At 50.5% G+C, this 20,427-nt stretch carries 20 protein-coding genes; 7 read left to right on the forward strand and 13 right to left on the reverse strand.

Translation table 11 applies throughout. The annotated features are described in order from the left end of the window. Positions 1-83 precede the first annotated feature (83 nt). The 3 genes from pyrH to rpsB form a co-directional block, all read right to left on the reverse strand. Positions 84-809, reverse strand: a complete 726-nt coding sequence (gene pyrH / locus DUT67_RS17050) for a UMP kinase (RefSeq protein ID WP_005975910.1) — start codon at positions 807-809, stop codon at positions 84-86. Between the two features lie 170 nt (positions 810-979). Continuing rightward, on the reverse strand, positions 980-1,831 hold the full coding sequence (gene tsf, locus DUT67_RS17055; protein WP_010296401.1) for a translation elongation factor Ts: 852 nt from the start codon (positions 1,829-1,831) through the stop codon (positions 980-982). A 134-nt stretch (positions 1,832-1,965) separates the two neighbouring features. Next, positions 1,966-2,691, reverse strand: coding sequence for a 30S ribosomal protein S2 (rpsB, locus tag DUT67_RS17060; RefSeq protein ID WP_039301351.1), 726 nt, complete (start codon positions 2,689-2,691; stop codon positions 1,966-1,968). A 344-nt stretch (positions 2,692-3,035) separates the two neighbouring features. On the opposite strand from rpsB, the gene map reads away from it, so the two are divergent. The 4 genes from map to DUT67_RS17080 are packed head-to-tail and all read left to right on the forward strand — an operon-like array spanning position 3,036 to position 7,886. Next, entirely contained in the window at positions 3,036-3,830 is a 795-nt protein-coding gene (gene map / locus DUT67_RS17065; RefSeq protein WP_048259053.1) for a type I methionyl aminopeptidase, read from the forward strand. A gap of 42 nt (positions 3,831-3,872) precedes the next feature. Next, positions 3,873-6,587: a bifunctional uridylyltransferase/uridylyl-removing protein GlnD gene (gene glnD / locus DUT67_RS17070; protein WP_113632075.1), complete on the forward strand. Its 2,715-nt coding sequence runs from the start codon at positions 3,873-3,875 to the stop codon at positions 6,585-6,587. Positions 6,588-6,615: 28 nt separating this feature from the next. Continuing rightward, positions 6,616-7,443: a 2,3,4,5-tetrahydropyridine-2,6-dicarboxylate N-succinyltransferase gene (gene dapD, locus DUT67_RS17075; protein ID WP_039301345.1), complete on the forward strand. Its 828-nt coding sequence runs from the start codon at positions 6,616-6,618 to the stop codon at positions 7,441-7,443. Positions 7,444-7,496: 53 nt separating this feature from the next. Next, a complete protein-coding gene (locus DUT67_RS17080) occupies positions 7,497-7,886 on the forward strand; it encodes a DUF3461 family protein (protein ID WP_011092626.1) in 390 nt (129 codons plus the stop codon). A 105-nt stretch (positions 7,887-7,991) separates the two neighbouring features. On the opposite strand, the gene DUT67_RS17085 is transcribed toward DUT67_RS17080, so the two are convergent. From DUT67_RS17085 to syd, 6 genes are all read right to left on the reverse strand, one after another. After that, a complete protein-coding gene (locus DUT67_RS17085) occupies positions 7,992-8,447 on the reverse strand; it encodes a flavodoxin (RefSeq protein WP_113627643.1) in 456 nt (151 codons plus the stop codon). A 57-nt stretch (positions 8,448-8,504) separates the two neighbouring features. Further along, on the reverse strand, positions 8,505-9,290 hold the full coding sequence (gene truC / locus DUT67_RS17090; RefSeq protein ID WP_113627644.1) for a tRNA pseudouridine(65) synthase TruC: 786 nt from the start codon (positions 9,288-9,290) through the stop codon (positions 8,505-8,507). Then, positions 9,283-9,633, reverse strand: a complete 351-nt coding sequence (locus DUT67_RS17095; RefSeq protein WP_048259046.1) for a YqcC family protein — start codon at positions 9,631-9,633, stop codon at positions 9,283-9,285. The genes truC and DUT67_RS17095 overlap by 8 nt, the downstream gene beginning before the upstream one ends. Positions 9,634-9,726: 93 nt before the next feature. After that, on the reverse strand, positions 9,727-10,173 hold the full coding sequence (locus tag DUT67_RS17100) for a MarR family winged helix-turn-helix transcriptional regulator (protein ID WP_048259045.1): 447 nt from the start codon (positions 10,171-10,173) through the stop codon (positions 9,727-9,729). Positions 10,174-10,440: 267 nt separating this feature from the next. Then, the gene (locus DUT67_RS17105; RefSeq protein WP_113627645.1) at positions 10,441-12,117 is read right to left on the reverse strand and encodes an amidohydrolase; all 1,677 of its coding nucleotides are present in this window, start codon (positions 12,115-12,117) and stop codon (positions 10,441-10,443) included. Between the two features lie 821 nt (positions 12,118-12,938). Beyond that, the gene (syd, locus tag DUT67_RS17110) at positions 12,939-13,487 is read right to left on the reverse strand and encodes a SecY-interacting protein (RefSeq protein WP_113627646.1); all 549 of its coding nucleotides are present in this window, start codon (positions 13,485-13,487) and stop codon (positions 12,939-12,941) included. 70 nt (positions 13,488-13,557) lie between these two features. Between syd and queF the strand changes: the two genes are divergently transcribed. The 3 genes from queF to xni all read left to right on the forward strand — a co-directional run bounded on the left by queF (position 13,558) and on the right by xni (position 16,957). Then, positions 13,558-14,406 carry an NADPH-dependent 7-cyano-7-deazaguanine reductase QueF gene (queF, locus tag DUT67_RS17115; protein WP_113627647.1) on the forward strand — a complete coding sequence of 283 codons (849 nt, stop codon included), beginning with the start codon at positions 13,558-13,560 and terminating at the stop codon, positions 14,404-14,406. 313 nt (positions 14,407-14,719) lie between these two features. Next, positions 14,720-16,084, forward strand: a complete 1,365-nt coding sequence (gene ppnN, locus DUT67_RS17120) for a nucleotide 5'-monophosphate nucleosidase PpnN (protein ID WP_113627648.1) — start codon at positions 14,720-14,722, stop codon at positions 16,082-16,084. 78 nt (positions 16,085-16,162) lie between these two features. Next, positions 16,163-16,957, forward strand: a complete 795-nt coding sequence (gene xni, locus DUT67_RS17125) for a flap endonuclease Xni (RefSeq protein WP_113627649.1) — start codon at positions 16,163-16,165, stop codon at positions 16,955-16,957. A 45-nt stretch (positions 16,958-17,002) separates the two neighbouring features. Here the strand turns inward: xni and rlmM are convergent, their stop codons facing one another. The 4 genes from rlmM to DUT67_RS17145 form a co-directional block, all read right to left on the reverse strand. Further along, on the reverse strand, positions 17,003-18,103 hold the full coding sequence (gene rlmM, locus DUT67_RS17130; RefSeq protein WP_113632050.1) for a 23S rRNA (cytidine(2498)-2'-O)-methyltransferase RlmM: 1,101 nt from the start codon (positions 18,101-18,103) through the stop codon (positions 17,003-17,005). Then, positions 18,096-18,491: a DUF423 domain-containing protein gene (locus DUT67_RS17135; protein ID WP_039301317.1), complete on the reverse strand. Its 396-nt coding sequence runs from the start codon at positions 18,489-18,491 to the stop codon at positions 18,096-18,098. The genes rlmM and DUT67_RS17135 overlap by 8 nt, the downstream gene beginning before the upstream one ends. Before the next feature lie 149 nt (positions 18,492-18,640). Continuing rightward, a complete protein-coding gene (locus tag DUT67_RS17140) occupies positions 18,641-19,564 on the reverse strand; it encodes a transcriptional regulator GcvA (protein ID WP_039301315.1) in 924 nt (307 codons plus the stop codon). A 535-nt stretch (positions 19,565-20,099) separates the two neighbouring features. Then, on the reverse strand, positions 20,100-20,321 hold the full coding sequence (locus DUT67_RS17145) for a YgdI/YgdR family lipoprotein (RefSeq protein WP_005975888.1): 222 nt from the start codon (positions 20,319-20,321) through the stop codon (positions 20,100-20,102). Between the last annotated feature and the right edge of the window lie 106 nt (positions 20,322-20,427).

Consider the following 20,427-nt stretch of genomic DNA (forward strand, 5'->3'; position numbering starts at 1 on the left):
AGTACATGACCCAGTGAATAATTAATGCCAGCGCTCGGCTGGCATAGGCGCAATACTGGGGATATATTACCCCATAATTTGAGTTACTGACTAATCAACGTCCCTTCTTTTTCACCCATGACAACACGACGCAGTGCGCCAGGTTTGTTCATGTTGAAAACACGGATCGGCAAATTATGGTCGCGTGCCAGCGTGAACGCAGCAAGATCCATCACTTTCAGTTCACGTTCTAACACGTCTTGATAGGTCAGCGTTTCATACATCGTCGCTGAAGGATCTTGTACTGGATCGGCAGAATAGACGCCATCGACTTTGGTCGCTTTCAATACGACATCCGCTTCAATCTCAATGCCGCGCAAGCAAGCCGCAGAATCCGTGGTAAAGAACGGGTTACCTGTCCCAGCGGAGAAAATCACTACGCGATTATTACGCAGCAGGCTGATCGCTTCCGCCCAGCTGTAGTTGTCACAGACGCCATTCAGGGGAATCGCAGACATCAGGCGAGCGTTCACATAGGCACGGTGCAACGCATCACGCATTGCCAGACCATTCATGACGGTCGCCAGCATTCCCATGTGGTCGCCCACAACGCGGTTCATACCCGCTTTAGCCAGACCCGCGCCACGAAACAGGTTACCACCGCCGATAACTACACCGACCTGAATGCCTAACTCAACCAGTTCTTTCACTTCCTGAGCCATGCGATCCAGAATGCTCGCATCGATACCAAAACCTTCAGTTCCCTGTAAAGCTTCGCCACTGAGTTTCAGCAGGATTCGTTGATAGACGGGTTTTGCATTGGTTGCCATGGTGTTCTTATCCTACAGGCTGTCGTGGTATTGGGGGGGTTGTATAAATCAATACTGTAAAAATCAAAACTGTTCCACCCAGATCCTGCCTGAATGCAGGAAGCCAAGCGAACTAAAACTCGTGGGGCTGAATAAAAAGGAACCGCCAACTGGCGGCTCTTTTTTTACTATTAAGACTGCTTACTCATCGCTGCAACTTCAGCAGCAAAGTCAGTCTCAACTTTCTCAATGCCTTCACCCACTTCGAAACGGATGAAGTTAGTCACGTCAGCGTTGTGCTCTTTCAGCAGTTGGCCAACAGACTTGGCTGGATCCATAACGAAAGGCTGGCCAGTCAGAGAAACTTCGCCAGTGAATTTCTTCATACGGCCTTCAACCATTTTCTCTGCGATTTCTTTCGGCTTGCCAGACTGCATCGCGATTTCCAACTGAACCTGGTACTCTTTCTCTACCACTTCAGCAGACACATCTTCTGGCTTAACGAATTCAGGCTTGCTTGCAGCAACGTGCATAGCCAGGTGTTTAACCAGCTCTTCATCAGCGCCTTTAGCGGCAACCAGAACACCGATGCGCGCACCGTGTTGGTAGTTACCCAGAACTTCGCCTTCCAGAGCGGAAACGCGACGGATGTTGATGTTCTCACCGATTTTAGCAACCAGTGCAACACGCTCTTCTTCGAACTGTGCTTTCAACACGTCAACATCAGTGATTTTGCCTGCAACCGCAGCATCCAGAACTTTGTCAGCAAACGCCTGGAAACCACCATCTTTAGCAACGAAGTCAGTCTGGCAGTTAACTTCCAGAATCACAGCGTAGTTACCGTCGATCTTAGTCTTGATTACGCCGTCAGCAGCAACGTTACCTGCTTTCTTCGCTGCTTTGATCGCACCGGATTTACGCATGTTTTCGATTGCAAGCTCGATGTCGCCGTTAGCTTCAACCAGCGCTTTCTTACATTCCATCATGCCTGCTGCGGTACGCTCACGCAGCTCTTTTACCAGGGATGCGGTAATTTCAGCCATTCTAAAATCCTCGGAAGATTTGTTCTGCCCGGTCGTCACGACCAAACAGCTTTAAAAGTGAAAAAGGGGCCATAAAAAGGCCCCTAACCAAACTAGTACTACCTGGTTAATAAGGGCTCGACGAGCCAGACTTATTATTCAGCTTCTACTAAGCCTTCTTCTGCCTGCACAGCCAGATCTTGAGAACGGCCTTCGCGGACAGCAGTAGCAACAGCGCTCAGGTACAGGTTAACTGCACGGATTGCGTCATCGTTACCAGGGATGATGAAGTCAACGCCATCTGGATCAGAGTTGGTATCAACCACAGCGAATACCGGAATACCCAGGTTGTTAGCTTCTTTGATTGCGATGTGCTCGTGATCAGCATCGATAACGAACAGCGCGTCTGGCAAGCCACCCATATCTTTGATACCACCCAGGCTGTTTTCCAGCTTGTCCAGTTCACGAGTGCGCATCAGCGCCTCTTTTTTGGTCAGCTTGTCGAACGTGCCGTCTTGAGATTGGATTTCCAGATCTTTCAAACGCTTGATGGACTGACGAACGGTTTTCCAGTTAGTCAGCATGCCGCCCAACCAACGATGGTTCACGAAGAACTGATCGCAGTTGTTAGCAGAATCTTTTACCGCTTCGCTTGCTGCGCGCTTAGTACCAACGAACAGAATTTTGCCTTTGCGAGAAGCAATTTTGCTCAACTCAGCCAGAGCGTCGTTGAACATTGGTACAGTTTTTTCAAGGTTGATGATGTGAACTTTGTTACGCGCACCGAAGATGAATGGCTTCATTTTCGGGTTCCAGTAACGGGTCTGGTGACCAAAGTGTACGCCAGCCTTGAGCATATCGCGCATGGAAACAGTTGCCATGATTACCTCTATTAATTAAGTATGGGGTTATGCCTCCACATGTCCCATTGCGCCGACCCCATCCGGTGAAACACCTCAGGAGCACCCCGGCGAACGTGCCGACATGTGTGTGTTATTTACACAAAGTGAGTTTAGTCGATGTGGTTGAATACCGTATAACCGATATCCAGCCGGATCATCGGCGCGCTTTATACCATAAATCAGCCTGCGACACCAACATTTGTTATTCGCCAATCTACTAATCCGAATGATAATTTGGCAAGCCAGCGGCAGGGCTGGTAACATAAGTTATTAGTTATCGCTCTTAATTTTCGTGCTTAACAGGCACCTGCGGACAATCATCAATGGCAATTTCAATTAAAACCTCTGAAGACATCGAAAAAATGCGCGTAGCGGGTCGTCTAGCTGCCGAAGTTCTGGAAATCATCGAACCTCACGTGGTACCCGGCGTGAGCACCGCCGAATTAGACAGAATCTGTCACGATCACATCACCAATAAGCAGCAGGCCATTTCTGCTTGTTTGGGCTACCACGGCTTCCCGAAATCCGTCTGCATCTCCATCAACGAAGTGGTATGCCATGGGATCCCTAGCGACGAGCGTATTTTAAAAGATGGCGATATCGTCAACATCGACGTCACCGTGATCAAAGACGGTTTCCACGGCGATACGTCAACAATGTTTATCGCTGGCAAACCAACCATTCTGGGCGAACGTCTCTGCCGCATCACGCAGGAAAGCCTTTATCTGGCGCTGAAAATGGTTAAGCCGGGTATTCGCCTGCGTACGCTGGGCAAAGCAATCCAGCAATTTGCAGAAGGGCACAACTTCTCCGTGGTACGTGAGTATTGTGGTCACGGCATCGGCAAGGGCTTCCACGAAGAGCCGCAGGTTCTGCACTACGATGCAGATGACGGTGGCGTTGTGTTGCAGGCAGGTATGGCATTTACGATCGAGCCTATGCTCAACGCGGGTGATTTCCGTATCCGTACGATGAAAGACGGCTGGACGGTAAAAACCAAAGATCGCAGCTTGTCGGCACAGTACGAGCATACTATTGTGGTAACCGAAAACGGCTGCGAAATAATGACGTTGCGAAAGGATGACACCATCCCCAACATCATCACGCATGAACAGTAAACACTAAGCCGGCAGATGCCGGCTTTTTTTATGGGCTGCGCTATGACAGATAAACGCTTTTCGCCAGACAGTACGCCACCTGATGCTTCCTCACCAGACAGCCCTGTAAATGCCATTGCGGCAACACAGCCCCCCGCGTCACCACTGACCTACGCTGATGACATGTTGAATTGCCAGGCGTTGAAACAGCAATTGGAATTATTTCAGCTTTGGCTCGGTTCAGAATTCCGTTCTGGTGTCAGCGCAGAAAAGCTGATTGATGCTAGAACCTTATTCATCGATCGCCTGTTGCAGCGGCTGTGGTACTTCCACGGCTTTGAAAATATTGCTCAAACTTCGCTGGTCGCCGTTGGTGGATATGGCCGCGGCGAACTGCACCCGCTTTCAGATATCGACGTACTGGTGTTAAGCCAGACAGCGCTTAGTGAAGAACATTCCCAGCGTGTCGGCCAATTCATTACCCTGCTGTGGGATTTGAAGCTGGAAGTCGGCCATAGCGTCAGAACGCTGGAAGAGTGCTTACAGGAAGGGCGTGCAGACATTTCCGTCGCGACCAATCTGATCGAATCACGCATGATATGCGGCGACGTAGCCCTGTTTCTCACGCTGCAAAAAAACGTATTCAGTGATGAGTTTTGGCCGTCATCCACGTTTTTTCCGGCAAAAATCACCGAACAACAGGAACGCCATCAACGCTATCACAGCACCAGCTACAATCTGGAGCCCGACATCAAGAGCAGTCCGGGCGGGCTACGCGACATTCACACGCTGCTGTGGGTCGCAAGACGCCACTTTGGCGCGACCTCGCTCAACGAGATGGTGGGTTTCGGCTTTCTGACAGAGGCCGAGCGTAAAGAGCTTAATGAGTGCCAAAGTTTTTTGTGGCGCATTCGCTTCGCCCTACACCTGATCCTGCCGCGTTACGACAACCGTCTGCTGTTCGACAGGCAGCTTAACGTCGCGCAACTGTTGCAATATCAGGGCGAAGGCAACACGCCAGTAGAGCGCATGATGAAGGATTTCTACCGCATGACGCGTCGCGTCAGCGAGTTGAACCAGATGCTGTTGCAGCTCTTTGATGAAGCAATTCTGGCGCTGGATGCGAGTGAAAAACCCCGTCCGATTGACGATGAATTCCAGCTACGCGGCAATCTGGTAGACCTGCGGGATGAAAACCTGTTCATCAAAAAGCCGGAAGCCATCATGCGCATGTTCTACCTGATGGTGCGTAACCGCGACATCAGCGGCATTTATTCCACCACATTACGCCAGTTGCGCCATGCTCGTCGTCATCTCGCCAGCCCGCTTTGCACCATTCCAGAAGCCCGCCAGCTATTCATGAATATTCTACGCCATCCGTATGCGGTAAGCCGTGCGTTGCTGCCGATGCACCGCCATAGTGTGCTGTGGGCGTATATGCCGCTGTGGGGGAATATCGTCGGTCAGATGCAGTTCGATCTGTTTCACGCCTATACGGTGGATGAGCACACGATCCGCGTTCTGCTCAAGCTGGAAAGCTTCGCCGACGAGGATACGCGACCGCAGCACCCGCTGTGCGTAGAGCTCTACCCTCGCCTGCCCCAGCCAGAATTGCTGCTGCTGGCCGCACTGTTCCACGATATCGCCAAAGGCCGTGGAGGCGATCACTCTGAACTGGGCGCACAGGATGTGTTGGAATTTGCCGCGCTGCACGGACTGAATTCACGCGAAGCTCAATTGGTGTCTTGGCTGGTACGCTGCCACCTGCTGATGTCCGTCACCGCACAGCGTCGCGATATTCAGGATCCCACGGTTATTCAGCAATTTGCTACGGAAGTACAAAGCGAAACCCGTTTACGCTATCTGGTCAGCCTGACGGTTGCGGATATCTGCGCCACCAATGAAACCCTGTGGAACAGTTGGAAGCAGAGCCTGTTGCGTGAACTCTATTTCGCAACCGAAAAACAGCTGCGCCGTGGCATGCAAAATACGCCAGATTTACGCGAACGTGTGCGGCATCACCGCTTGCAGGCGTTGGCGCTACTGCGTATGGATAACATTGACGAAGAAGCGCTGCACCATATCTGGAGCCGCTGTCGAGCCGATTACTTCCTGCGCCACTCACCAAACCAGATTGCCTGGCACGCGCGCCATTTGCTGGAGCACGATACCAACAAACCGCTGGTGCTGATCAGCCATCAGGCCAGTCGTGGCGGTACGGAGATCTTTATCTGGAGCCCCGACAGACCTTATCTTTTCGCGGCAGTCGCCGGTGAGCTGGATAGGCGCAATCTCAGCGTGCACGACGCACAGATTTTTACCAGCCGCGACGGCATGGCGATGGATACCTTTATTGTGCTGGAACCGGACGGTAGTCCGCTGGCACAGGATCGGCATGAAATGATACGCCAGGCGCTGGAACAGTCGCTGACACACCGACACTACCAGCATCCGCGCGTACGACGGCCGTCGCCCAAGCTGCGTCATTTCAGTGTGCCAACCGAAGTCAACTTCCTGCCGACGCATACCGACAGACGCAGCTACATGGAGCTCAGCGCACTTGACCAACCAGGGCTGCTGGCACGAATCGGTGAGATCTTTGCCGATCTCAATCTGTCGCTGCATGGCGCACGCATTTCGACGATCGGCGAACGGGTGGAGGATCTTTTCATCCTGGCCGACAGCGACAGGCGGGCATTGAAGCCGGAATTGCGTCTTAAATTGCAAGAACGGTTGACAGAAGCCCTTAACCCAAACGATAAAGTACCATTGAGTTAATTTTTACAATCAGGAAAGAGAAATCAGGATGCACCAACAATTACAGAACATCATTGAGACGGCTTTCGAGCGCCGCGCAGACATCACTCCGGCAAACGCAGACACTGTCACGCGTGAAGCCGTTAATCAGGCGATTAGCCTGCTGGATAGCGGCGCCCTGCGCGTTGCAGAAAAAATCGACGGCCAATGGGTTACCCATCAGTGGCTGAAGAAAGCCGTGCTGCTCTCTTTCCGTATTAACGATAACCAACTTATCGAAGGCGGAGAAACTCGCTTTTTCGACAAAGTGCCAATGAAATTCGCTGACTATGATGAAGCGCGTTTCCAGCGTGAAGGCGTACGTGTTGCACCACCAGCCAGCGTACGTCGCGGTGCTTATATCGCACGTAATACCGTACTGATGCCGTCTTACGTCAACATCGGTGCTTATGTCGATGAAGGTACGATGGTAGATACGTGGGTAACCGTCGGTTCCTGCGCCCAAATCGGTAAAAACGTTCACCTGTCCGGTGGCGTCGGCATCGGTGGCGTGCTGGAGCCGTTACAGGCTAACCCAACCATCATCGAAGATAACTGCTTCATCGGTGCGCGTTCTGAAGTGGTGGAAGGCGTTGTCGTTGAGGAAGGTTCCGTCATTTCCATGGGCGTGTTCATCAGCCAAAGCACTCGTATTTACGATCGTGAAACCGGTGAAATTCACTATGGCCGCGTTCCTGCGGGTTCCGTCGTGGTTTCCGGCAACCTGCCATCCAAGGATGGTAGCCACAGCATGTACTGTGCCATCATTGTGAAGAAAGTGGATGCGAAAACCCGCGGCAAAGTGGGCATCAATGAGCTATTACGCTCCATCGACTAAACTAGAAACGGCGGGTTAATCACCCGCCGTTTTTTTACCAAGAAGGTGACGTTATGTATGACAATCTAAAAAGCCTGGGCATTACCAATCCCGATGATATTGATCGCTATAGCCTGCGTCAGGAAGCGAATAACGACATCCTGAAGATCTATTTCCGTAAGGATAAGGGCGAGTTTTTTGCTAAAAGTGTGAAATTCAAATATCCACGCCAGCGCAAGACCATCGTTGCAGACAACAGTGGGCAGGGCTATAAAGAGATCAATGAGATCAGCCCAAATCTGCGTTATGTGATTGATGAATTAGACAAGATTTGCCAACAGGAACAGGTTGAAGTCGATCTGAAGCGCAAAATCCTCGACGATCTACGTCATTTGGAAAGCGTCGTTTCCCACAAAATTACCGAAATCGAAGCGGATTTAGAGAAGTTGACCAAGAATCGCTAAATACGATCATCTCTAAACCTCATCGTCGTTAAAACATATCGTGATGATGGAAAGCAAATAAAAACGGGAGCCATATTAGCTCCCGTTTTTTATCTCAGCGCGACATCACTGTGCATCAACCAAATCTGCCCATTCTTCAACCCACGGGCATGAAATGACTTCAGGTTCAGGATTTTCGACCGCATCAATATCCAAAACGTTACCCAGACGCGTAGCACCGATTTCCTGCAATAACGCATCGAAAATATGGCCGCCTGCGCAGAAATTCGGATAGCTACTGTCGCCCAGCGCAATCACGCCATAGCGCAGCGTAGGCTGATAGCCGCCTTTTTCACGCAGTGCCGCGTAAAGCGGAACAATAGAATCAGGCAGTTGGCCTTGTCCCGTCGTTGACGTGACAACTAAAACCGCATGCTCACGATAGTCCAGCCAGGATTCCAGCGTCGCATCCTCAAAGACCTTAACCTCGTGGCCGCGATCCTTGAGAATATTTTCGGCTTCTTCAGCCACCAGCAATGCATTCCCGTAGACCGTACCCACAAAAATACCAATCTGCGCCATGCTTCTGACTCCCTTTTCAATTCGGATGTACGTAATACGACGGCAATACGACAGGTATTACTCGACGAGATGCCCGCTATCCTGACCTGACTCGGCAGGAAACTCAACCCCTTCAAAATCAGGGAGAATCCCCTGCCAGCCAAACTGCCTCATCACCCCCTGCCACGGCGAATCCCAGCGTGCCTGCAACGTCAATGGCTGCCCGGTCACGGGATGATTCAGCTGTAGCTCGCTGGCATGCAGCATGAGCCTACCGCAGGAGAAATGCGTCTCCATACCACGGTTATGTCGCAAGTCACCGTGCGCGGTGTCGCCGATAATCGGATGGTGAAGATGTGACATATGACGGCGTAGCTGATGTTTACGCCCAGTCTGCGGCTTTAGTTCCATCAAATTGTAGCGTGCCGTTGGATAACGGCCGATGGCGACTGGCATCTCAGCCTGCGCTAAAGAACGGTAATGCGTGACGGCAGGCTGCGGCGCTTTATCAGGATTGGCAAACTTATCGGCAATCTTGTCCAGCTCTTCGGTGAGCGCATAGTCGATCACACCATCATCCAGCACATAGCCGCGCACAACGGCATGATACGTTTTTTGCATCTGGTGCGATTCAAACTGCTGGGATAGCGCTCGTGCCACCTCGCTGGACAGCGCGAGCAGCAAAACACCGGATGTCGGCCTGTCGAGGCGGTGAACGGTATACACGTGCTGGCCAACCTGATCGCGTACGGTCTGCATCACTACAACCTTCTCTTTGCGATCCAGCCAACTACGATGCACCAGCCAGCCACTGGGTTTATTGACGGCAACCAGATGCTCATCCTGATAAATAATCTCAAGCATCGTTCACTGCGCCATCTTGTACGTCGGGGTTAAATAGCTCATCGAGCTGCTTGATACGCAAAAGAATCGCCGCCGTCTGTTCCGGGGTGCCTTCCAGCGCGTCTTCAAAATAGGGGAGCAGAGCCAGCTCGGCAGGCAGCGCTAACTCGCTGTCCAGCAAAGCGTGCATGCGCGGCAAAAAGACCCACTGCAACCACTCTTCAGGCCGCATGGTATCGAGGCTGAAGGGCTCAGTGCTGTTAAACGCCTCATCTTCCGGCGGAACAACCTGCCAGAAAGGGCTTTCCCTCAATGCGCGCTCAATATCGAATAATGACTGACGAATCTGATTCTCTCTGCTCATGTGGTTTCTCGCCCTTGAAGCCAACAGTAATGGCGGCAAAGCATAGCATTGATATCAGCCTGACCCAATCGCCAGTAAGAGAAGGCTGTACGCCTACTCACTACGCCCAGGCACATTATCCATCTCTTGTTCAAACACCCTGCAAAATCCCTCTAAATTGGAGAAAAGTTGCTGCGTTTGTTCCTGACCTAACGCCCCGAAAGCACGTTCACTTAATATCTTCGATTGCGTCAAAATAGGTTGAGTGCGTTGTTTCCCCAGCTCAGTTAACGTCAGGATTTTTTCCCGCTTGTCATGCTCGCTTTCAGTGATGTCAATCAACCCTTGCTCTTTGAATAGCTTGCAGATGCTAAACACAGTTTGCTTAGGCAGGCTCCATCGCTCACAAATATATTTTTGCGTGCATTTTCCGTCTGGGGATACCGCCAACGAATGCAGAACTGCAAAGGCGTTTTGATTAAAGCCTAACTTCTTCATCCATTGTTGAAACAAGTTATCGAGGTGATTGAGTTGTCTGCCTAATTCATCTAATCGATGCATATGAAATATCCTACAAATGGGCTAATTGCTCAAAATCGCCAAGGCAATGAAATCCAATCGCCGCGTTATCTATCCGACCTATTTCGGATGATAGATGCGCTGATATGATTCCCGGCCCATCCATAGGCTTCGTGCTATTGGGGCTACGGCAGTTCCTCTACTCGGCAGCGTGACGACTTCCCCAGTTACTGGCTTGTACAAGCTTCCGGGGAATTCATTCGGTTGCTGCCTTTCCGCGCGGCCGAATTATAGTGGACATGATGTACGTTAGTACACTTTTTCCCCTTTGAAATAGGTTGCCAACACGTTGGTATTTTTCAATTTTTCCAGATCCGCGTTATCAATATCGGTATCCACAATAATAAAATCGGCATTTTTCCCTTTCTCAAGACTGCCGGTTATATCACTGATGCCAAGCTGCTTCGCGCCATTAATTGTGTAAGCCCGCAAACTTTGATCAAGCGTCATTGCCGCATCCGTTGGAGGAAGATAGCCAGCATTTGGCTGACCGCGCTTGATGGCATGATACATTTGGCTGAACGGATTCACCGCATCAAAGGTATTAGCGGGATAATCAGAACCGAAGGTTACCGCGACGCCCTCGCGTACCACTTGCCCGAGCAGATATTGATGATTGTAGGCATCGCTACCAATTTTGGTTTTAGTTTCATCTTTTTCATTGAGCACCGTCCAGTTTGGCGTCGTTTGCAGGAATAAATTGTCCTTCATTGCGGCAAATTTCTGCACACCCTGCGGCTCAAACACTTGGTTGTGGGCAATCACGCGAGCCAAATGCGGGTTAATTTTTTTGCTAGCCTCAAATGCGTCTAAAATCGACTGCTGCGCTTTATCACCTATTGCGTGTACATGCACAGAGAAGCCCGCTTTCAACGCTGCCGCAACATTGTCGTTAATCTGCTTCTGGCTTAAAAATGGCTCAACGATGTTGCCATTGGGATAGGGCTTGAACATCGCCCCTGAGTCCATTTCTATCGTGCCATCCATAAATAATTTATACAGATTCATCGACAAATTCCCCTGGTTATATTTTTCACGCAGGGCTTTAAGGCTGGCAATATTTTGTTCCGTCGATTTGGCCGCATCATAAAAATAGCCGCGCTGATAATATACCTTCAATTTCCCCTGCTTGTTTAAGCGGGCAATGGCAGCAGCGGTCGTGCTAAAAGTATCGCCGACATCCGTAATCGCGGTGAAACCTAGAGAGTGGTAGGTATTTAAAATCGGTTTAAGTTGCTCGGCGACGTTTTCTACCGTGTTAAATTGCTGCGCGTCGACAACATTATGCATCGCGCTTTCATGCATGAAGCCTGTAGGGTTGCCTTTGTTATCACGCTCAAAATAGTGTTTCCCTGAGATAGGATCGGGCGTATTCGCATCGACGTGGGCGACTTTCAACGCTGCGCTATTCGCCCATCCTGCGTGCATTCCGCTGTCATAAACCACGATAGGAATACTCGTGGAGACGGTGTCTAAATCAGCAGCAGTCGGCAACGCGCCTTGTGGCAAGCCGAGCGAGGCAACGTTAAAACCTTGAGCCAACAAATAGTTAGCTTTCGGGTGCGCAGCTAAATAATCTTTTAACTGGCTCAGAATCTGCGTCAGGCTTGCCGCACCGTCAACATACACAAAATCACCCGCCTGCATCACCGCTACCGTTGCAGGGTGAGCGTGACTTTCAATAAAACCTGGCAGTACGGTTTTTCCCTCTAAATCCACCAACTCGGCAGCGGTTGCTTTAAATTGCTTCGCACCATCGTTTCCGCCGACGTAGATAATTTTCCCCTGATCCACGACCAGAACTGACGCCGTTGGCTGTTGATCATTAACGGTATAAATCCGTGCATTTTCATAGACGGTGTGTGCAAAAGCGTGGCTGGTAAACAGGCCAAGTGTGACTGACAGCATTTTTACATTGAATTTCATCACTGCGTTTTCCTTTGCTAAATAGTCCGATAATTTACCAAAAAACTAATTTAGTAAAATTTCAGACTAATTGCAAATTCTAGATGCAGGCTCACCGCCAACATTCAGTTGCAGCCCGGGTATAACGTTTGGAGTGTTTTTTCTTTGTAACGCGACTACATCAATGCGTTCGGGGAGGGAAAAGCATGTCATACAGGCAAAAAGTTGGGGGTACTGATTGCTCAGTACCCCCGGTTCGTTTTATAGCTATCCCGCTACACATTTGCATCCCTGCTCATCCGTGAAAACTTTTCCTTTTTGGTCATCCTGACCCACAATCCTTGCTGGCGTCCCACTTTCGTCCTGACGTTTCCATCCTGTATCTTCCGTGATTCAATCCCTTTAGGCTCCTGCCCCACCGACATTCCTAATCGGCTCTCGGTCTCCTTCCTGGAGGTGTCCCTGATTTCATCCTGAAATCGTATTTCTTCCTGAAAACCGCGCTTCTTCCTGAAACGACTGTTTCTTCCTGAAAACAATGCATCTTCCTGAAAACAACCCGAGTGCAGTAACGTTATTTTGTTACCGATAGTCACCGTTACATACACTGTAACCGGTTACTAATTTAAGTAATAAGATGTATTAATTGTCAGCTTTCGGCAAGGGGTAAGTGACAATGTTTCTCAATGCCCCTTAAGTAGCACAGTGAATTTTTGTTGTAATTAACTAATTAATAATGAAAAAATAAAAATGAAACCTATTTTCAACATTAAAGATAAGACATTTCTTACAGCAAATGTAAGAGATCTCTCACAAAGCCGAAAGTGAAATTCGATTAACCATTAGACCGCTAGCGGGTTAAGGCCAGAAAGAAACGCCGCCAGGGTCGGCGCTATGTGCTGACGTTTCTTCGTTCCGAATTCTTCCAGAACGATTTCCCCTGAAACATTACATAACGACACCATTGTCATCTCAGAATCCGTCGTCGCTAAAAACAGCGTCGGCGTAAGTTTAAGGCGCTTCTGCGTTAATAAATGGCCAATCAGGTTTTCCTGCATACGGGTGAAGTCATCCTCGCTCCACACCTGCAACAGTTGGCAAGAGAGTGAATCAAACTGCGCAGCCATATCTCCAGCATATTGCGCAGTGTAGAACGCGTGAACATCAGGATGCAGGTTGATTTCCAACGCACGTTCCACCCCATCCAATGCGGCTGAAAGGGCAAAAGGCTGTGGCGACCAGTAAACCGTATCCTCATGATTTTCAACAATACACGGGGAAGGTATGCCGTAAAGTGCTTCACTGGCAGGCAAATGCCCCTTCTCTTGCTGCCAACAGGCAACATAGCGCTGGGTAAACGCCGCTAGTGCAGAAACAACCTCATGCTCCATAATTTTTCTCATCACTCTTTTAGTCAGGTTAAACTATTAGCCATCACGCTCATCACATCAAGGTAACAGCATGTCCGTTTATGACAAGCATCAGGCCCTAAGCGGGCTGACACTGGGCAAACCCACGCCCTATCACGACCGCTATGATGCCGCACTTCTACAGCCCGTGCCACGTAGCCTTAATCGCGATCCACTCGGTATTTATCCTGACAGCCTGCCTTTTCATGGCGCAGATATCTGGACGCTCTACGAGCTTTCCTGGCTGAACAACCGCGGTGTACCTCAAGTGGCCGTTGGTGAAATGCACCTTAACGCAGAAAGCCTGAATCTGATTGAATCAAAAAGTTTTAAGCTGTATCTGAACAGCTTTAATCAGACGACATTCGACAGTTGGGAAAGCGTGCGCACAACGTTAGCCAACGATCTGGCGCACTGCGCACAGGGAGACGTCAGCGTCACACTTTTCAAACTCAGCGAGCTTGAAGGTCAACCGCTTGCCGGATTCACAGGCGAATGCATTGACGATCAAGACATTCAGATCGACAGCTACGACTTCAACGCCAACTATCTGGCGACAAATGAACAGGATGCGCCGGTCGTTGAAGAAACGCTGGTCAGCCACCTGCTGAAATCCAACTGTTTGATCACCCATCAGCCTGACTGGGGCTCCGTACAAATTCACTATCGCGGTAAGCGCATTAATCGTGAAGCGCTGCTGCGCTACATTGTTTCGTTTCGTCATCATAACGAATTTCACGAACAGTGTGTGGAGCGAATTTTTAACGATCTCATGCACTACTACCAGCCGGAAAAACTCAGCGTTTATGCGCGTTACACCCGGCGCGGCGGGCTGGACATCAACCCGTGGCGCAGCAACACCCCATTTAACGCGCCAAATGGCCGTCTGCCACGCCAGTAACCGACCGATAGGCCGCGTGCTTGCACGGTAAGATGCGTGGCGTCACGCAAGTTAGGAGATAGACTGCCGCCAACATTGGAAAAAATGATGGCAGCGCGTTAAGGTGGTATGCCAGACAACAAAAGATCCATAACGTCTGAACGGTGCTCAAGTAGGTTTCATTTAGGTTCGCGGTATTTAACTTATTCGCGATAGCGGCTTAAATGAATGACATTCGTGCCATGTTGCTGAAACCGTCGAGCGTGTAGCAGCGGATTGTGCTCTCGGCAGCCAGCATGGCATCGCGAATTATATTGCGTTTCAAGGAGCAAAATTGATTACACATATCAGCCCATTGGGATCGATGGATTTGTTATCGCAGTTGGAAGTCGACATGCTGAAAAGCACGGCCAGCAGCGACCTCTACCGTTTGTTTCGCAACTGTTCCCTCGCCGTACTGAATTCCGGTAGCCAGACAGATAACAGCAAAGAGCTGCTGTCTCGTTATGAAGACTTTGATATCAACGTGCTGCGTCGTGAACGCGGCGTCAAACTGGAACTGGTGAACCCGCCGGAAGACGCCTTTGTTGATGGCAACATCATTCGAGCCTTGCAGGCTAACCTGTTCGCCGTATTGCGCGACATTCTGTTCGTTAACGGCCAAATCGCCAGCGCGGGTCGCTATCAGAACCTGAATCTGGAAAATTCCGCTCACATCACCAATCTGGTGTTTTCGATCCTGCGTAATGCCAAGGCGCTCCACGTCGGCGAAGAACCGAATATGGTGGTCTGTTGGGGTGGTCACTCGATTAATGAAATCGAATACCTGTATGCCCGCAAGGTGGGTAGCCAACTCGGCCTGCGTGAACTGAATATCTGCACGGGCTGTGGCCCAGGCGCGATGGAAGCACCAATGAAAGGCGCTGCCGTCGGCCACGCGCAGCAGCGCTACAAAGAGGGACGCTTCATTGGCATGACCGAACCGTCCATCATTGCCGCAGAGCCACCGAACCCGCTGGTCAATGAACTGATCATCATGCCGGATATCGAAAAGCGTCTTGAAGCCTTTGTCCGTATCGGGCATGGCATCATTATCTTCCCTGGCGGGGTCGGAACGGCAGAAGAGTTCCTCTATCTGCTGGGCATTATGATGAATCCGGAAAACAGCGAACAGGTGCTGCCAATTATCCTAACCGGACCGGAAGAAAGCGCAGACTATTTCAGCGTGTTGGACGAGTTCATTGTTGGCACACTAGGCCGTCAGGCGCGCCGTTACTACTCGATCATCATTAATGACGCCGCAGAAGTCGCCCGTCAGATGAAGAAAGCGATGCCACTGGTGAAAGAGAGCCGCCGCCACACAGGCGATGCCTATAGCTTTAACTGGTCACTGCGCATCGCACCGGATCTGCAACTACCCTTCGAGCCGAGCCATGAAAATATGGCCGATCTTAACCTGCATCCGAATCAGCCAGCTGAAGAGCTTGCTGCCGCGCTGCGCCGGGCATTTTCTGGCATCGTGGCTGGTAATGTGAAGGAAGTCGGTATTCAGGCAATAGAACAGCGTGGGCCGTACAAAATTCATGGCGACCCGCAGATGATGAAAAGCATGGATACGCTGTTACAAGGCTTTGTCGCACAGCAGCGTATGAAGCTGCCCGGCAGCGCCTATATTCCCTGCTACGAAATCTGCTCATAACCGCTCGCTCAACCAACACCTACGTGGGGAAGCCTAGCTTCCCCCTTTACTCACGGATAGCACGACAGGAATGATGCGATGCCCGTCCATTTGCTGATTGTCGACGCGCTCAATCTGATACGTCGTATTCACGCGGTACAAGGTTCGCCCTGTATCACCGCATGCCAACATGCGCTGCATCAGTTGATACAGCACAGCCAGCCTACACACGCGGTAGCCGTCTTTGATGATGAAGATCGCGATACCAGTTGGCGTCACCAACTCTTGCCGGACTACAAGGCAGGACGCACGCCGATGCCGGATAATCTGAAGCAGGAGCTCTCGCAGATTAAAGCGGCGTTTGCCGCCGTTGGCGTAGAAAGCTGGCATAGCCCCGGTAATGAAGCCGACGACCTGGCTGCCACACTGGCCACCAAGCTGTCCTCAGCGGGTCATCAGGCAACGATTGTGTCGACTGATAAAGGGTACTGCCAGTTATTGGCACCACACATTCAGATCAGGGATTACTTTCAGAAGCGCTGGCTCGATCTGCCGTTTATCGAACAGGAATTTGGCGTTTCACCGCAGCAGTTAACTGACTACTGGGGGCTGGCAGGCATTAGCAGCAGCAAGATCCCAGGCGTTGCGGGTATCGGCCCTAAAAGTGCCGCACAGCTCTTGCAACAGGCAGGAAGTCTGGAAGCGTTGTACCAGCAAGTAGATGCGGTGCCAGAGAAGTGGCGCAAGAAGTTGGAGCAACATAAAGAAATGGCACTGATCAGCCGTCAGGTTGCCACGCTGCGTACCGATTTAACGCTTAATGGCAATCTGCAACAGTTGAGGCTACCCGTGCAGAGTAGCGCTCAGCCGCATTCTTACTCGCAGCAGGATTAATACGGTTGCGTACCTGAATGACACCAGATACGCATCAGCACAATACTATCGCTCGTCGCGACGGCCAGGTACCGCGCTCCAGAAACGACGCACATGCACAGTGACTTCTCCACGGTCATGGTACAAATGCTTGGCATGCACCTCGGCATGAATACCATTTTCACTCAGGCGTTCACGCAGCATAGCCAGATTCTGTGACACTTCTTCATAGCGCTTCTTCATCGGCAATTTCAGGTTGAATATCGTTTCACGACACCAGCCTTTAATCAGCCAATCACTCATCAGGCTTGTGACTTTAGCGGGTTTTTCTACCATGTCGCACACCAGCCAATACACATTGTTGCGCGGTGGTTCGAAGCGGAAACCATCCGCTTGATGGTGCATCACCTGCCCAGTGTCCATCAGGCTGGGTGCCATTGGCCCGTTGTCTACCGCATAAACCATCATGCTGCGTTTGACCAACTGATAAGTCCAGCCGCCGGGGCAAGCGCCCAAATCCACTGCGTACATGCCGCTGCCCAGACGCTCATCCCACTCATCCGCAGGAACGAAAACGTGAAACGCTTCTTCAAGTTTCAGCGTCGAACGGCTTGGTGCATCAGAAGGGAACTTGAGGCGTGGGATACCCATATAAAACGGTGAGTTGTTATTGCTATAGGAGTAACCGACATAGCAGCAGCCAGGCGCAATAAACAGCACATGCAGCACGGGTCGATCCGCTTTTTCATAGCCCAGCAGAATTTTATGTTCACGCAACGCCGCGCGCAGCGGCACGGTGAATTTGCGACAGAACTTCATCAGCTCTTTGCTTTCATTGGTGTCAGGCACTTCAACGCGCAGCTCCCCAGCACGTTCAATCGCACCAGTCAGCATACCCACGATCGGCGTGATCCGGTCTTCCTGCGGCAGGTCGCGCAACAGTTCACCGCTAACAAACATCTGGCGGGCAAAAATCAGCTCATGGAACGGCAGCGTTTTCACCAGACGTTCGGCATCTTCATGCTGGTAGCATTCAAACACGACGTAGCCACTGTTTTCTTTTACTCGCGCGAAGCCAAAAGCATTGTGATGCGTAGCTTTTTCCGTTATTTCCGCCGCACACTCTTTCTCAAACCCAGGGCGACAATACAAAATGACTCTATTCATGGCGTTCAGCCTTTCTCTTCAGACGCAGTGCGCCAATCAACATTAATATCCATCCCACCAGAAAACAGGCTCCGCCAATCGGCGTCACATAAACCCACAGTTTCAGGTGAGAAAGCGCCAGACAGTACAAACTTCCGCTGAAGAGTACCGTTCCCAACGCCAGAAAAACGCTGCTCCAGTAAAACCACAGATTAGTTCGCTGTTGCATCGCAACCGCCAGCGCCAGAATCGCGAGCGTATGAAATGCTTGATATTCAAGGCCGGTTTTTAACCAGCCCAGTTCCGTTGCACCTAGCGTTTTGCTAAGAACGTGGGAACCAAACGCGCCTAGCGCGACAAAAGTAAAACCACTAATAGCGGCAAATACCAACATGAAACGACTATTCATCGTTATTACCTGTACGTTATTACCTGTAAACAAGGTTGCTGACAAAGGCCGTCGTTTTCGTTCGGCAAATAGGTCTGTCATCAGCCTGATACGTAGTTACCTACGTGAGTGATTCGGTCAGTCAATCTTCAACGGCCGACGATGTAATTTCAGCGTGTACCGTTGTCATAGCGGAAGCGAAACTTTTCCTGCTCGCTGGCCGCCCGCGCCAGAATCCAATGACGAAAGGCGGCTATTTTACCCAGTTCTGCCTGACTGTCATGACATACCAGATAAAAAGCATTCCGGCTGACCAGCACATCGTTAAACGGACACACCAGTCGCCCAGCTTCGAGCTCCGTTTGTGCCATCACATTATTCGCCAGTGCCACGCCCTGCCCGTGAATCGCCGCCTGCAATACCATCGCGCTGTGGCTGAAAATCGGCCCCTGCTGCACGTTAATCTGCACGCCAAGCTGGCGAGTATAGGACAACCAATCACGGCGCGACGCATCGTGCAGCAGCGTGTGCGCGACCAAATCGTCTGGCGTTTTCAACGGATGATTCCCCGTCAGCAACACGGGTGAACAAACTGGCAGAAGATACTCGGCGTACAACTTTTCCACCCGCAATCCCGGCCAGTTTCCTCGACCATAGAAGATAGCGACATCCACATCATCGGCCAGACGATCTTCGTCACGATCCACCGCCTGAATACGAACATCAATCCCCGGATAGTCGGAGTTAAAGCTCGAAAGACGCGGCACCAGCCAATGAATAGCAAAGCTGGGCAGCAGGCTCACCGTTAATGCGCCTTTCGCGCTACGAGATTGCAGCTTACGCGTCGCGTCATTCAGTGATGAGAAGATCTCTTTGATATCAAGATAGTAACTCTGCCCCTCTTCGGTCAGTAACAGGGAACGATTACGACGGCGGAATAATTTCAGCCCCAGAAAATCTTCCAGTGATTTAATCTGGTGGCTGACAGCAGCCTGCGTGACAAACAGCTCTTCTGCCGCTTTGGTAAAACTTAAATGGCGAGCCGCCGCATCAAAAACGCGCAATGCGTTGAGCGGAGGTAGACGTTTTGACATGAATGAAATCTTTTTGTTTGCGCTAAATCAGCGATTTATCAGGCACATTCGTCCCCATTAAATCTTAAGATGCAGAAAGGCAACAACGGGAAAGATCGCCAGCCAATTAGCTGGCTACGCGATTAACACCAGCGGTAACAGCCAGACTCTCTGCAAGAAAAAGATGACGGGTACATATATTAGTTTTTGTAATCCGAGGCATTATAATTTGTCCGTTGAGGATGTACCAGCAAATACCTATATTAGCGCAACTTCCTGGGCCGGAACGAAAAGTGCGGAGGGGTGACCTGAGGTGCTTTTGGCTTGTGGTTGTGATGTTGTGTTTGCTATTTGTTTGTCTGCCTTTTGCAGATGTGGTAGCGAGTCTACCCTATTCACTTCCTGTACATTTACCCTGTCTGTCCAAAGTGATTTTTTATGTAGCACCGCAAATTGCGGTGCTTTTTTTTGCTTACGATTTCGTGCCTGAACGCATGACAGTCTAGGTAAGTCTGGCGCAGATTAACAGGCAGTGTGTGATAACAGGCAAACGGCGCTATTTTCCTTTCGCCATTTCTTTCACATTATCACGATTAATTTGCTGCTGCTGACCGTAAGCATCGGTATAGCTGATCATACCCGTCTCATCATCAACCTTCGGTTTCCCCTCAGCCACGATGGTACGCCCGTCATTCGTATGCATGACGTAATTACTCGAACAGGCTGCCAGAGAAAACGCCATCACGATGGCGGCAAAGATAGAAATTTTATTCTTCATAGTTAACCCTCGATGAATTTAAATGTCTTATAGTTAACCTTCTGCATCAGGAAATCCTGAAAATTAACACTTTAAAGCGTAGCAATAATTGCTTTTTTTTCCATAA

The sequence above is a fragment of the Pectobacterium peruviense genome, assembly GCF_003312355.2.
GTDB lineage: Bacteria > Pseudomonadota > Gammaproteobacteria > Enterobacterales > Enterobacteriaceae > Pectobacterium > Pectobacterium peruviense.